We start from the raw sequence: 13,322 nt of genomic DNA on the forward strand, positions 1-13,322 counted from the left end.
CAGAACCGTATCACTCAGCCAATGGCTTTGGACGCCAGCCAGAACAGGCCGGCCGCCAGGCCCATCGACGCAGGCAGGGTCAGTACCCAGGCCAGCAGGATGGTCTTCACGGTGCCGCCTTGCAGGCCGCTCTTGTTGGCGACCATGGTGCCGGCCACACCGGACGACAGCACGTGGGTGGTCGATACCGGCAGGGCGAAGATGTTGGCCATGCCGATGGCGCAAGCCGCGGTGATCTGTGCCGACATGCCCTGGGCATAGGTCATGCCCTGCTTGCCGATCTTCTCGCCAACGGTCAGTACCACGCGCTTCCAGCCGACCATGGTACCCAGGCCCAGGGCCAGGGCGACGGCCACGATCACCCAGAACGGGGCGTACTCGGTAGTGGCAGTCAGGTCTTTGCGCAGTTTTTCCAGATCGGCCTTTTCACGGGCTTCCAGACCCGGCAGCTTGCCGACCTTCTTCGCCGTGTCGTCCAGGCACAGCAGGTAGCGGCGCACTTCGACACGCTTGTCGGCACTCAGGCTGTGGTAGTCGGTCACGCCCTGCAGCGAGGACTGCAGCGCGGCAATGGTCGGCTCGGTCTGCTGCGGGTTGCAGCTGAACTGCTCCGGCAGGTCGCTGGACTTGGCCTTGCCCAGTGCCAGGAACTCGCCCAGGGTGGCGGCGTTGCGCTGGTAGAACTGGCTCATGTGCAAGGTGGCGTCGCGGGTACGCTCGATCTGGTAGGTGGTGCTGTTCAGGTCGAGGACGAATTTGGCCGGGACGATACCGATCAGCACCAGCATGATCAGGCCGATGCCTTTCTGGCCGTCGTTGGAGCCGTGCACGAAGCTCACACCCATGGCCGAAACCACCAGTACCAGGCGGTTCCAGAACGGTGGGTGCTTCTTGTCGTCGAGCTTGCGGCGCTGCTCGGGGGTCTTGTGCATCTTCGACAGCGGGCGCCACCACTTGAGGCCGATCAGCACCATAGCGGCAACGGCGAAGCCGGCCATCGGCGAGACCACCAGCGACATGGCGATGTCGATAGCCTTCTGCCAGTTGACACCGTCGCCCAGCGGGATGTCGTTGATCAGGGCGTTGGCCAGGCCGACGCCGAGGATGGAGCCGATAAGCGTGTGCGAGCTGGAGGCGGGGATACCGAAGTACCAGGTGCCCAGGTTCCAGGTGATGGCCGCAGCCAGCAGCGAGAAGACCATGGCCAGGCCGTGTCCGGTGTTCACATTGATCAGCAGCTCTACTGGCAGCAGGTGCACGATGGCATAGGCCACCCCGACACCGCCGAGCAGAACGCCAAGGAAGTTGAACACGCCGGAGAAGAACACGGCGAGGTGCGGCGGCATGGCTTTGGTATAGATGACGGTAGCTACCGCGTTGGCGGTGTCATGAAAGCCATTGATGAACTCGAAGGCGAGCACGAAGGTCAAGGCGAGCAGCAGGCTCACCAACACCCAGGCATCCAGTCCGCTGAATAATTCGATCATGAAGGTTGTCTGGCGGTCTTAGGGGGGCGGGATTATGCCAGAAAACGTTGGCAATCGATGCATTTGCGACAGACCGACGGCAATCTTCCTGACGCGAGCGTGATGTGCACGGTGCGACGTGCCGGCAGGGAAATATCCGCTAAAGCGCATAAAAGCTGGCGAAAACCGGCAAAAAGCTGGAAAAAAAGCCGCTTCGCTTCTTTTCAAACGGTCGTATGAAATTTGTGTAATTCCATTTCACCTTCGGCCGGACAGTAAAGATCGACCGCGCCCGGGCTGGCCGGGCGACGACGCGCTGGCGTGGTCCCGGGTCAGGGAGTGTCGCTGCGCAGTTCCTTTTCCATACGTTCCAGTTCCTGGCTGAAGGCCTGGTCGCGCACGCTGGCGCGCTTGCGCCAAGGTTTGCGTTCCGGATCCGGTTGTGCGGCGTAAGTGGTGACTTCGCCACCATAAACATCCTTGTAACGTTCAGCCTGGCGCTCGAGTTCCGCGCGCAGTTCATCTTTCGTCACAGTAGTACCTGAATTAAGTTTGATGACAGTTGTTAAGCGTTGTGCAGCGTGCACATGCCTTGCTGGCCGCAACGGCTTGATACAGCGGAGGGTTCCATTACCACGGCATCGTCGAGGCCTGCGCAATCGATTATAGCAATCGATATTCGCCGAACATCGTAATTTACCCAACCCTGACATCACAAGACGCAAGTAATGGAATGCATTCGATGACAGTTTGGGCCTTTCGTACAAGTTTGAAAGGCAATACGGACAAAAGTTCGTTGCAGTGCAGCAGCGGGACAGTCGAACGGGAGGGTAATGAAAAACGGCCTCGCCAAAAGGCGAGGCCGTTGCCTGGGGACTTCTACGGTGGGTACCTGACCAGTCTCTCCAAAGAAGCCACAAGTGGCATGAGAAAGGTATAAGTAAAAGTGTCAGCGGTCAATTGCGATTATCGGCCGTTTGTTCGATAATCGCACGAGTGGGCGTTTTTTTTTTGAGGTGTGCGATGAGTGACGAAACCTTGGCCAGCGATTCCGTCAATCCAGAGTCGGTCAACCTGGAGCAGGGGCGACCTGCCTCGGCAGCCCTGGCACCACCGATCGTGGCGTCACCGGCCAAGCGCATCCAGGCCTTCACCGGCGATCCGGACTTCATGACCTCCCTGGCGCGAGGCCTGGCAGTCATCCAGGCCTTCCAGGAACGCAAGCGCCACCTGACCATCGCCCAGATCAGCCACCGCACCGAAATCCCCCGTGCGGCGGTACGGCGTTGCCTGCACACGTTGATCAAGCTGGGTTACGCCACCACCGACGGGCGTACCTATTCGCTGTTGCCCAAGGTGCTGACGCTGGGGCATGCGTACCTGTCGTCGACGCCGCTGGCGATTTCTGCCCAGCCTTACCTGGACCGCATCAGCGACCAGCTGCACGAGGCGGCCAACATGGCCACGCTCGAAGGTGACGACATTCTTTATATAGCCCGTTCGGCGACCGTGGAGCGGTTGATTTCGGTCGACCTGTCGGTGGGCGGGCGCCTACCGGCCTATTGCACATCGATGGGGCGCATCCTATTGGCGGCCATGGACGACACCAGCCTGCGTGAATACCTGGAGCGTGCCGACCTGAAGGCGCGTACCAGCCGTACCTTGCACGACCCCGAGTCGCTGTTCGCCTGTATCCAGCAGGTGCGTGCCCAGGGCTGGTGCGTGGTAGACCAGGAACTGGAGCAGGGGCTGCGCTCGATTGCGGTGCCGGTGTATGACGCCTCGGGGCAGGTGCTGGCGGCGTTGAATGTGAGTACCCATGTCGGGCGGGTGACGCGCAGTGAGCTGGAGCAGCGGTTCTTGCCGATCCTGCTCGCAGCCAGCCGGGACCTTTGCCATCAGTTGTTTGGCTGAGCCCCGCAGGGCGCACAGCGCGCCACTTTCAAATTTAGAACAGGAAAAACCCTTTCCTGTGCGATAAACGCACAGTGTCGTTCGCGGTGAATTGCGCCGCCTCCGCCCGCTGATTAATGTCTCTCGCAACGGTCGGCTGTGCCGACCGAACAAGAAAAACATAAGAGGCACTTAACATGAATACTGTCCCCTCGCTGCCGCGGCCGCACCCGCGCGCAGTACCGTTATATCCAGGCTGACGCCGGCTGCATTCCCCAAATCATCGTCCTCTGTACCGTTTGATCGCGTGCAGTGGGCTGGCTGTGCCCCTCATTCTGGAAAACAATAATGAATCAAGCGCAAACCAACGTCGGCAATAGCCTCGACGTCCAGTCGTTCATCAATCAGCAGCCGCTGTCCCGCTACCAATGGCGGGTGGTGTTGCTGTGCTTCCTGATCGTCTTCCTCGATGGCCTGGACACCGCCGCCATGGGCTTCATCGCCCCGGCCCTTTCGCAGGAGTGGGGGATAGACCGCGCCAGCCTCGGCCCGGTCATGAGTGCTGCATTGATCGGTATGGTTTTCGGTGCCCTCGGCTCCGGCCCGCTGGCGGACCGTTTTGGCCGCAAGGGCGTGCTGGTGGGCGCAGTGCTGGTATTCGGTGGCTTCAGCCTGGCCTCGGCCTACGCCACCAACGTCGATCAGTTGCTGGTGTTGCGCTTCCTGACTGGCCTGGGCCTTGGTGCAGGTATGCCCAACGCCACCACGCTATTGTCTGAATATACCCCCGAGCGCCTCAAGTCGCTGTTGGTGACCAGCATGTTCTGCGGCTTCAACCTGGGCATGGCCGGTGGTGGTTTCATTTCCGCCAAGATGATCCCGGCCTACGGCTGGCACAGCCTGCTGGTGATCGGTGGCGTGCTGCCGTTGCTGCTGGCGCTGGTGCTGATGGTGTGGCTGCCGGAGTCAGCGCGGTTCCTGGTGGTGCGCAACCGGGGGACCGACAAGGTGCGCAAGACTTTGTCGCCCATCGCGCCACAGGTGGTGGCCGAGGCGGGCAGCTTCAGCGTGCCGGAGCAGAAGGCAGTGGCTGCGCGCAACGTGTTTGCGCTGATCTTCTCCGGTACCTACGGCATGGGCACCATGCTGTTGTGGCTGACCTATTTCATGGGCCTTGTGATCGTCTATCTGCTGACCAGCTGGTTGCCAACCTTGATGCGCGACAGCGGCGCGAGCATGGAACAGGCTGCCTTTATCGGCGCACTGTTCCAGTTCGGTGGCGTGCTGAGCGCCGTCGGTGTGGGTTGGGCCATGGACCGCTTCAATCCGCACAAGGTGATCGGCATTTTCTACCTGCTGGCCGGGGTGTTCGCCTACGCCGTGGGGCAGAGCCTGGGCAACATCACCGTATTGGCCACGCTGGTGCTGGTTGCCGGCATGTGCGTGAACGGTGCCCAATCGGCGATGCCTTCGCTGGCGGCGCGCTTCTATCCGACACAGGGCCGCGCCACAGGGGTATCGTGGATGCTGGGTATCGGCCGCTTCGGTGCGATTCTCGGGGCCTGGAGTGGTGCGACGCTGCTCGGGCTGGGCTGGAACTTCGAACAGGTGCTCACGGCATTGCTGGTGCCGGCGGGGCTGGCGACCGTGGGTGTGATCGTGAAAGGGCTGGTGAGCCACGCTGACGCGACCTGAAACCCGAGGGCCGCTTTGCGGCCCTTCGCAGCACAAGGCTGCTCCTACAAAGGCGACGCCGCCCGCTGTAGGAGCAGCCTTGTGCTGCGAAGAATTCGACACGTTAGTGAATGAGTAGCAGGACAACAAATGGTTCGATAATCGCACAAATAGTCGATTATCGGATTGTAAGCCACCCACCAGTCTCCTTAATCTGAGCTCACCGAAGCACCCTGACCAGGAGTCTCCAAATGGCTGCAATTCTCCCGCTTCACGAAGCCGTGAAGCAGTTCATCCAGGATGGCGATACCGTCGCCCTCGAAGGTTTCACCCACCTGATCCCGACTGCCGCCGGCCACGAGATCATCCGTCAGGGCAAGCGCGACCTGACCCTGGTGCGCATGACTCCGGACCTGATCTACGACCAGCTGATCGGCGCCGGTTGCGCCAGCAAGCTGATCTTCTCCTGGGGTGGTAACCCGGGTGTCGGTTCGCTGCACCGCCTGCGTGATGCCGTCGAGAAGCAGTGGCCACATGCCATCGAAATCGAAGAGCACAGCCACGCCGACCTGGCCAACGCCTATGTCGCCGGTGCTTCTGGCCTGCCGTTCGCCGTGCTGCGTGCCTACGCCGGCTCCGACCTGCCGAAGGTCAACCCGCTGATCAAGAGCGTCACCTGCCCGTTCACCGGTGAAGTGCTGGCAGCCGTGCCGTCGGTGCGCCCGGATGTGACCGTGATCCACGCGCAAAAGGCCGACCGCAAAGGCAATGTGCTGCTGTGGGGCATCCTCGGCGTGCAGAAGGAAGCCGCCCTGGCCGCCAAGCGCTGCATCGTCACCGTCGAGGAAATCGTCGACGACCTGCAGGCCCCGATGAACGCCTGTGTGCTGCCGACCTGGGCCCTGAGCGCGGTATGCCTGGTACCTGGCGGTGCGCACCCGTCCTATGCCCACGGCTACTACGAGCGTGACAACCGCTTCTACCAGGCCTGGGACCCGATCGCGCGTAGCCGCGAATCGTTCACCGCCTGGATCGACACCTACATCCGTGGCACTGCCGATTTCAACGAATTCAAGGCCAAGCTGGCCAGCACTGCGGAGGCCGCACAATGAGCTACTCCACTTCCGAAATGATGACCGTCGCTGCAGCCCGTCGCCTGCGCAACGGTGCTGTGTGCTTCGTCGGCATCGGCCTGCCATCCAAGGCTGCCAACCTGGCGCGCCTGACATCGTCGCCAGACGTGGTGCTGATCTACGAATCCGGCCCGATCGGCGCCAAGCCAAGCGTGCTGCCGCTGTCTATCGGCGACGGCGAGCTGGCCGAAACCGCTGACACCGTGGTGCCGACCGGCGAGATCTTCCGCTACTGGCTGCAAGGTGGGCGCATCGACGTCGGCTTCCTCGGCGCCGCCCAGGTCGACCGCTTCGGCAATATCAACACTACCGTCGTCGGTGATTACCACGCCCCGAAAACCCGCCTGCCAGGTGCTGGTGGCGCACCGGAAATCGCTGGTTCCGCCAAGCAGGTACTGATCATCCTCAAGCAGTCGCCGCGTGCCTTTGTCGACAAGCTGGACTTCATCACCTCGGTTGGCCACGGTGAAGGCGGCGACTCGCGCAAACGCCTTGGCCTGCCAGGCGACGGCCCGGTCGGCATTATCACCGACCTGTGCATCATGGAGCCGGAAGCCGGCACCCACGAATTCGTCGTCACTGCGATCCACCCGGGTGTGACCCGCGAGCAGATTATCGCCGCCACTGGCTGGGCGATCCGCTTTGCCGACGATGTGCAGACCACCGCCGAACCGACCGAAGTCGAGCTGTCCGCCCTGCGTGACCTCGAAGCCCGTACCGCCGCGGCCCATGGCCAGGTCGCAGGAGAAGCCTGATGCGCGACGTATTCATCTGTGACGCCATTCGCACCCCGATCGGCCGCTTCGGTGGCGCCCTGGCCGGCGTGCGGGCCGACGACCTGGCCGCCGTGCCACTGAAGGCGCTGATCGAGCGCAACCCGACCGTGCAGTGGGATCAGGTTGACGAAGTGTTCTTCGGCTGCGCCAACCAGGCTGGTGAAGACAACCGCAACGTGGCACGCATGGCGCTGCTGCTGGCCGGCCTGCCGGAGAGCATTCCGGGTGTCACCTTGAACCGCCTATGCGCGTCGGGCATGGATGCCATTGGCACTGCCTTCCGCGCCATTGCCAGCGGCGAAATGGAGCTGGCGATTGCCGGCGGCGTCGAGTCGATGTCGCGTGCCCCGTTCGTCATGGGCAAGGCCGAAAGCGGCTATTCGCGCAACATGAAGCTCGAAGACACGACCATCGGCTGGCGTTTCATCAACCCACTGATGAAGAGCCAGTACGGTGTGGATTCCATGCCGGAAACCGCCGACAACGTGGCCGACAATTACCAGGTTTCGCGTGCTGACCAGGACGCCTTCGCCCTGCGCAGCCAGCAGAAGGCAGCTGCGGCCCAGGCCGCCGGCTTCTTCGCCGAAGAGATCGTGCCGGTGCGAATCGCGCACAAGAAGGGCGAGACCATCGTCGAGCGTGACGAACACCTGCGCCCGGAAACCACGCTGGAAGCCTTGACCAAGCTCAAGCCGGTCAACGGCCCGGACAAGACCGTCACCGCCGGCAATGCCTCGGGCGTGAACGACGGTGCCGCGGCGTTGATCCTGGCTTCGGCCGAGGCTGTGAAGAAACACGGCCTGACCCCACGTGCCCGCGTACTGGGCATGGCCAGCGCCGGTGTTGCACCGCGAGTGATGGGCATTGGTCCGGTGCCGGCAGTGCGCAAGCTGACCGAGCGCCTGGGTGTGGCGGTGAATGATTTCGATGTGATCGAGCTCAACGAAGCCTTTGCCAGCCAAGGTCTGGCGGTGCTGCGTGAGCTGGGTGTGGCCGACGATGCACCGCAGGTGAACCCCAACGGCGGTGCCATCGCCCTGGGCCACCCGCTGGGCATGAGCGGTGCGCGGCTGGTGCTGACTGCGCTTCACCAGCTGGAGAAGAGCGGTGGGCGTAAAGGCCTGGCGACCATGTGTGTGGGCGTAGGCCAAGGTTTGGCGCTGGCCATCGAGCGGGTTTGACTTGTACCGGCCTCTTCGCGGGTAAATCCGCTCCCACAGGGGGAACCACGCCTCCCACTGTGGGAGCGGGCTTGCCCGCGAAGAGGCCGGTCCTGCCAGACTCAAGGCCAGTTGCCAGCCAGATAGCGGAACGAGTGTGTTACCAGGTGTGTCTAGAATTACCTGCGACCCTCCAGGAGTAAACTCACCATGACCTCAACCTATTACACCGGCGAAGAACGCAGCAAACGCATCTTCGCTATCGTTGGTGCCTCTTCAGGCAACCTGGTGGAATGGTTCGACTTCTACGTCTATGCCTTCTGCGCGATCTACTTTGCCCCGGCTTTCTTCCCCTCCGACGACCCCACCGTGCAGTTGTTGAACACGGCAGGCGTGTTCGCCGCGGGCTTTCTGATGCGCCCCATCGGAGGCTGGATCTTCGGCCGCCTCGCTGACCGCCATGGTCGCAAGAATTCCCTGATGATCTCGGTGCTGATGATGTGCTTCGGCTCCCTGATGATCGCCTGCCTGCCTACCTATGCCAGCATCGGCACCTGGGCCCCGGCGCTGCTTTTGTTGGCCCGGTTAATCCAGGGCCTGTCGGTAGGCGGCGAGTACGGCACCACTGCCACTTACATGAGTGAAGTAGCCCTGCGCGGCCAGCGCGGTTTCTTCGCCTCGTTCCAGTACGTGACCCTGATCGGCGGCCAGTTGCTGGCGGTGCTGGTGGTGGTGATCCTGCAGCAGCTGCTCACCGAAGAAGAGCTGCGCGCCTGGGGCTGGCGCATTCCGTTCGTGGTCGGTGCCATTGCCGCACTGATCTCGCTGATGCTGCGCCGCTCGCTGCATGAGACCAGCAGCGCCGAAACCCGCCAGGACAAGGACGCCGGCACCATCAAGGGCCTGTTCCGCGACCACGCGGCGGCCTTCATCACCGTGCTCGGCTATACCGCGGGCGGTTCGCTGATCTTCTACACCTTCACCACCTACATGCAGAAGTACCTGGTCAACACCGCTGGCATGACCGCAAAAAACGCCAGCTACGTGATGACCGGCGCGCTGTTCCTGTTCATGGTGCTGCAGCCGTTCTTCGGCATGCTCTCCGACCGCATCGGCCGGCGTAACTCGATGATGCTGTTCGGTGCCCTGGGTACGCTGTTCACCGTGCCGTTGCTGATGGCGCTGAAGACCGTGAGCAGCCCTTTCATGGCCTTCGTGCTGATTTCCCTGGCGTTGTGTATCGTCAGTTTCTACACCTCGATCAGCGGCCTGGTGAAGGCCGAGATGTTCCCGCCGCAGGTGCGCGCACTGGGTGTGGGCCTGGCCTATGCAGTGGCAAACGCGGCGTTCGGCGGTTCGGCCGAGTACGTGGCCCTGGGCCTGAAGACCTTGGGCATGGAAAACACTTTCTACTGGTACGTGACGGCGATGATGGCGATTGCCTTCCTGTTCAGCCTGCGCCTGCCGAAGCAGGCCGCGTACCTGCACCACGATAATTAAGGACGTGGCATGACCAACCAACTGTTCGACGCCTACTTCACCGCACCGGCCATGCGCGAGATCTTCTCCGACCGTGGCCGCCTGCAGGGCATGCTCGATTTCGAAGCGGCGCTGGCGCGGGCCGAGGCTGCTGCCGGGCTGGTCCCGCATAGCGCTGTAGCGGCCATCGAGGCGGCGTGCCACGCCGAGCGCTATGACGTTGGCGCGCTGGCCAATGCCATCGCCACTGCAGGCAACTCGGCGATCCCGCTGGTGAAGGCGTTGGGCAAGGTGATTGCCAGTGGCGTGCCCGAAGCCGAGCGCTATGTGCACCTGGGCGCCACCAGCCAGGACGCGATGGACACTGGCCTGGTCCTGCAGCTGCGTGCTGCCCTCGACCTGATCGAAGCCGACCTCGGCAAGCTGGCCGATACCCTGTCCCGTCAGGCCTTGCAGCACGCCGACACGCCGCTGGTGGGGCGCACCTGGCTGCAGCACGCCACCCCCGTGACCCTGGGCATGAAGCTGGCCGGTGTGCTGGGCGCCTTGACCCGTCACCGCCAGCGCTTGCATGAGCTGCGCCCACGCTTGCTGGTGCTGCAGTTCGGCGGCGCCTCGGGTAGCCTGGCGGCGTTGGGCAGCAAGGCGATGCCGGTGGCCGAAGCCCTGGCCGAGCAGCTCAAGCTGACCCTGCCCGAGCAGCCCTGGCACACCCAGCGCGACCGCCTGGTGGAGTTTGCCTCGGTACTAGGCCTGGTCGCTGGTAGCCTGGGCAAGTTCGGCCGCGATGTCAGCTTGCTGATGCAGACCGAGGCGGGGGAACTGTTCGAGCCTTCCGCGCCGGGCAAGGGTGGGTCTTCGACCATGCCGCACAAGCGCAACCCTGTCGGCGCCGCGGTGCTGATCGGCGCCGCGACCCGCGTGCCGGGGCTGGTTTCGACGCTGTTCGCCGCCATGCCCCAGGAGCATGAGCGCAGCCTCGGCCTGTGGCATGCCGAATGGGAAACCCTACCGGACATCTGCTGCCTGGTCTCTGGTGCGCTGCGCCAAGCCCAGGTGATTGCCGAGGGCATGGAAGTAGATGCCGCGCGCATGCGCCGTAACCTCGACCTGACCCAGGGCCTGGTGCTGGCCGAAGCGGTGAGCATCGTCCTCGCCCAGCGCCTGGGCCGCGACCACGCCCATCACCTGCTGGAGCAGTGCTGCCAGCGCGCTGTGGCCGAACAGCGCCACCTGCGCACCGTGCTGGGTGAAGAGCCGCAGGTCAGTGCCGAACTGTCCGCCGAAGAACTCGATCGCTTGCTCGACCCTGCCAATTACCTGGGCCAGGCCCGCGTCTGGGTGGCGCGCGCCGTGTCCGAACATCAACGTTTCACTGCCTGAAGGAGACCGCTGTGGCGCACTTGCAACTGGCCGATGGCGTTTTGAATTACCAGATCGATGGCCCGGAAAACGCCCCGGTGCTGGTCCTGTCCAACTCGCTGGGCACCGACCTGGGCATGTGGGACACACAGATACCGCTGTGGAGCCAGCACTTGCGCGTGCTGCGCTACGACACCCGTGGCCACGGTGGGTCGCTGGTCACTGAAGGCCCCTACAGCATCGAACAGCTGGGCCGTGACGTGCTGGCCCTGCTCGATGGCCTGGATATCGCCAAGGCGCACTTCGTCGGCCTGTCGATGGGCGGCTTGATCGGCCAGTGGTTGGGCATAAACGCCGGCGAGCGCCTGCACAGCCTGACCCTGTGCAACACCGCCGCCAAGATCGCCAACGACGAGGTGTGGAACACCCGTATCGACACCGTGCTCAAGGGCGGCCAGCAGGCCATGGTCGACCTGCGCGATGCCTCCATCGCCCGCTGGTTCACCCCGGGCTTCGCCCAGGCCCAGCCAGCGCAGGCCCAGCGCATCTGCCAGATGCTGGCGCAAACCAGCCCGCAAGGTTATGCCGGCAACTGCGCGGCGGTGCGTGATGCCGATTACCGCGAGCAACTGGGCCGTATCCAGGTGCCGGCGCTGATCGTTGCCGGTACCGAGGACGTGGTGACCACTCCGGAGCACGGCCGCTTCATGCAGGCCGGTATCGCGGGTGCCGAGTACGTCGACTTCCCGGCGGCGCACCTGTCCAACGTCGAGATCGGCGAGGCGTTCAGCCGCCGAGTGCTCGCCTTCCTGCAGGCTCACTGAGGATACCGCCATGGACGAGAAACAACGTTACGACGCCGGCATGCAAGTACGCCGCGCAGTGCTTGGCGATGCCCACGTGGACCGCAGCCTGGAGAAGCTCAACGACTTCAACGGCGAGTTCCAGGAGATGATCACCCGCCACGCCTGGGGTGACATCTGGACTCGCCCTGGCCTGCCGCGCCATACCCGTAGCCTGATCACCATCGCCATGCTGATTGGCATGAACCGCAACGACGAGCTGAAGCTGCACCTGCGCGCGGCGGCCAACAACGGCGTGACCCGCGACGAAATCAAGGAAGTGCTGATGCAGAGCGCGATCTATTGCGGCATTCCGGCGGCCAATGCCACCTTCCACATGGCTGAGTCGGTGTGGGATGAGCTGGGTGTGGAGTCGCGTACCTGACCACTACGCGGTCCCTTGTAGGAGCGGCCTTGCGTCGCGATGGGCCGCGCAGCGGCCCCTAGGCTTCAGCTTCGCAGCCAATATTGCCGGGGCCGCTTCGCAGCCCTATCGCGACACAAGGCCGCTCCTACATAGAGCGCGCCACCACGGGCCCGGCGTTGGCCTCGACGGCGCGTTTCAGGGCCGGGCACAGGCCGAGCATGAATGCCGCTTCTGCCACCACGAACAACGGCCCGATGATCAATCCGCTGACATCGTCTACAAACGCCGGTTTGCGGCCTTCGTAGTAATGGCCGACGAACTGGATGATCCAGCCCACCACGAACGCCCCCAGCCCGGTGCCGAGCCACAGCGCTGTCGTCTGCATCGCCAGCACCTGGCCGACCCACAGGCATAGCCCAAGCAACAACCCCATCACCACGCCGAAGCGCAGGTCCAGGCGCAGGTAGAACCAGACCGAGGCCGCCGCCGCCGGCAGGGCAGGGGACAGCCACATGCCGGCTACCTCCCAGCCAGGGCGCGACAGCAGGATAGTGACCGCCAGCACAATCATCGGGATGCCGACGAAGTGGGTGGCAATGTTGCGTGGGTCGCGGTGGTAGCTGGCGTATTGGCTCAGGTGGTCGACGAGGGTTTTCATTGTTGTGCCTCCCTGGTTGCCTGATCGAGGTGTATTGCCTGTTCCGGCCCTTTCGCGGGTAAACCCGCTCCCACAGGGTCACCACAACTCCTGAGGGCTGCGCTGGACCTGTGGGAGCGGGTTTACCCGCGAAAGGGCCGGTACAGGCGACCGATATAGCTCAGGATAGCCCGCCCCTGCCACCATCATCAGCTCAGCGAATGGCAGCAGCCCGCACTGGCATATCCAGGCGCCGGGCATGTTGCAGCACCATCAGGCCTTCTGGGGTGGGCGGCAGGGCTTTGCTGGCCCGGTCGACCAGTGGGAAGCCGAAGCTGTGCTCCAGGCTCTGGATGGCACGGCTGAAGGCGGGTTGGGTGATGCCCATGGCCTCTTCGCGGGCACGCCCGCTCTCATCAAACAAAATGCAACCCGCTGTTTTTTAAGCACCTTAGGCTGCCACCAATTGATATCCCAGCTTTCGGGCTTTGCGAAGCAAAGCCCGAAGCTGTCGGTCTTGGCTTTTGGCTTCG

The 13,322-nt window shown here is 63.3% G+C and carries 12 protein-coding genes and 1 pseudogene; 9 read left to right on the forward strand and 4 right to left on the reverse strand.

The features are described 5' to 3' along the window. Nucleotides 1-14: 14 nt before the first annotated feature. Nucleotides 15-1,487 carry an inorganic phosphate transporter gene (locus tag WM94_RS18650; protein ID WP_013974049.1) on the reverse strand — a complete coding sequence of 491 codons (1,473 nt, stop codon included), beginning with the start codon at nucleotides 1,485-1,487 and terminating at the stop codon, nucleotides 15-17. A 311-nt stretch (nucleotides 1,488-1,798) separates the two neighbouring features. Further along, nucleotides 1,799-1,999, reverse strand: a complete 201-nt coding sequence (locus tag WM94_RS30485) for a hypothetical protein (protein WP_003259583.1) — start codon at nucleotides 1,997-1,999, stop codon at nucleotides 1,799-1,801. 490 nt (nucleotides 2,000-2,489) lie between these two features. Here WM94_RS30485 and pcaR point away from each other — a divergent pair, with 490 nt between their 5' ends. From pcaR to pcaC, 9 genes are all read left to right on the forward strand, one after another. Beyond that, nucleotides 2,490-3,380, forward strand: a complete 891-nt coding sequence (pcaR, locus tag WM94_RS18660) for a pca regulon transcriptional regulator PcaR (RefSeq protein WP_013974048.1) — start codon at nucleotides 2,490-2,492, stop codon at nucleotides 3,378-3,380. A 327-nt stretch (nucleotides 3,381-3,707) separates the two neighbouring features. Beyond that, entirely contained in the window at nucleotides 3,708-5,054 is a 1,347-nt protein-coding gene (locus WM94_RS18665; protein ID WP_023660978.1) for an MFS transporter, read from the forward strand. A 230-nt stretch (nucleotides 5,055-5,284) separates the two neighbouring features. Beyond that, the gene (locus WM94_RS18670) at nucleotides 5,285-6,145 is read left to right on the forward strand and encodes a CoA transferase subunit A (protein ID WP_015271654.1); all 861 of its coding nucleotides are present in this window, start codon (nucleotides 5,285-5,287) and stop codon (nucleotides 6,143-6,145) included. Further along, entirely contained in the window at nucleotides 6,142-6,921 is a 780-nt protein-coding gene (locus WM94_RS18675; protein WP_015271653.1) for a CoA-transferase subunit beta, read from the forward strand. The genes WM94_RS18670 and WM94_RS18675 overlap by 4 nt, the downstream gene beginning before the upstream one ends. Beyond that, nucleotides 6,918-8,123: a 3-oxoadipyl-CoA thiolase gene (gene pcaF, locus WM94_RS18680; protein ID WP_177342413.1), complete on the forward strand. Its 1,206-nt coding sequence runs from the start codon at nucleotides 6,918-6,920 to the stop codon at nucleotides 8,121-8,123. The genes WM94_RS18675 and pcaF overlap by 4 nt, the downstream gene beginning before the upstream one ends. Before the next feature lie 189 nt (nucleotides 8,124-8,312). Continuing rightward, complete coding sequence (locus tag WM94_RS18685; RefSeq protein WP_013974043.1) at nucleotides 8,313-9,602, forward strand: MFS family transporter; 1,290 nt, start codon at nucleotides 8,313-8,315, stop codon at nucleotides 9,600-9,602. Between the two features lie 9 nt (nucleotides 9,603-9,611). Then, on the forward strand, nucleotides 9,612-10,964 hold the full coding sequence (locus WM94_RS18690; RefSeq protein ID WP_061551887.1) for a 3-carboxy-cis,cis-muconate cycloisomerase: 1,353 nt from the start codon (nucleotides 9,612-9,614) through the stop codon (nucleotides 10,962-10,964). A gap of 11 nt (nucleotides 10,965-10,975) precedes the next feature. Then, nucleotides 10,976-11,767: a 3-oxoadipate enol-lactonase gene (gene pcaD, locus WM94_RS18695; protein WP_061551888.1), complete on the forward strand. Its 792-nt coding sequence runs from the start codon at nucleotides 10,976-10,978 to the stop codon at nucleotides 11,765-11,767. A gap of 10 nt (nucleotides 11,768-11,777) precedes the next feature. Continuing rightward, nucleotides 11,778-12,170, forward strand: a complete 393-nt coding sequence (pcaC, locus tag WM94_RS18700) for a 4-carboxymuconolactone decarboxylase (RefSeq protein ID WP_013974040.1) — start codon at nucleotides 11,778-11,780, stop codon at nucleotides 12,168-12,170. 127 nt (nucleotides 12,171-12,297) lie between these two features. Here the strand turns inward: pcaC and WM94_RS18705 are convergent, their stop codons facing one another. Next, nucleotides 12,298-12,810, reverse strand: a complete 513-nt coding sequence (locus WM94_RS18705; protein WP_061551889.1) for a DUF962 domain-containing protein — start codon at nucleotides 12,808-12,810, stop codon at nucleotides 12,298-12,300. 226 nt (nucleotides 12,811-13,036) lie between these two features. Then, nucleotides 13,037-13,183: pseudogene (locus tag WM94_RS18710) on the reverse strand (LysR family transcriptional regulator); the annotation flags it as partial. Nucleotides 13,184-13,322: the final 139 nt, after the last annotated feature.

Source organism: Pseudomonas sp. ABFPK (assembly GCF_001586765.1).
Classification (GTDB): domain Bacteria; phylum Pseudomonadota; class Gammaproteobacteria; order Pseudomonadales; family Pseudomonadaceae; genus Aquipseudomonas; species Aquipseudomonas asiatica.

What these genes read in the sequence shown, in the direction of transcription:
- WM94_RS18650 (WP_013974049.1), bottom strand. Translation starts at nt 1,487, where the DNA reads ATGATCGAATTATTCAGCGGACTGGATGCCTGGGTGTTGGTGAGCCTG.
- pcaR (WP_013974048.1), top strand. Translation starts at nt 2,490, where the DNA reads ATGAGTGACGAAACCTTGGCCAGCGATTCCGTCAATCCAGAGTCGGTC.
- WM94_RS18665 (WP_023660978.1), top strand. Translation starts at nt 3,708, where the DNA reads ATGAATCAAGCGCAAACCAACGTCGGCAATAGCCTCGACGTCCAGTCG.
- WM94_RS18670 (WP_015271654.1), top strand. Translation starts at nt 5,285, where the DNA reads ATGGCTGCAATTCTCCCGCTTCACGAAGCCGTGAAGCAGTTCATCCAG.
- WM94_RS18675 (WP_015271653.1), top strand. Translation starts at nt 6,142, where the DNA reads ATGAGCTACTCCACTTCCGAAATGATGACCGTCGCTGCAGCCCGTCGC.
- WM94_RS18685 (WP_013974043.1), top strand. Translation starts at nt 8,313, where the DNA reads ATGACCTCAACCTATTACACCGGCGAAGAACGCAGCAAACGCATCTTC.
- WM94_RS18690 (WP_061551887.1), top strand. Translation starts at nt 9,612, where the DNA reads ATGACCAACCAACTGTTCGACGCCTACTTCACCGCACCGGCCATGCGC.
- pcaC (WP_013974040.1), top strand. Translation starts at nt 11,778, where the DNA reads ATGGACGAGAAACAACGTTACGACGCCGGCATGCAAGTACGCCGCGCA.
- WM94_RS18705 (WP_061551889.1), bottom strand. Translation starts at nt 12,810, where the DNA reads ATGAAAACCCTCGTCGACCACCTGAGCCAATACGCCAGCTACCACCGC.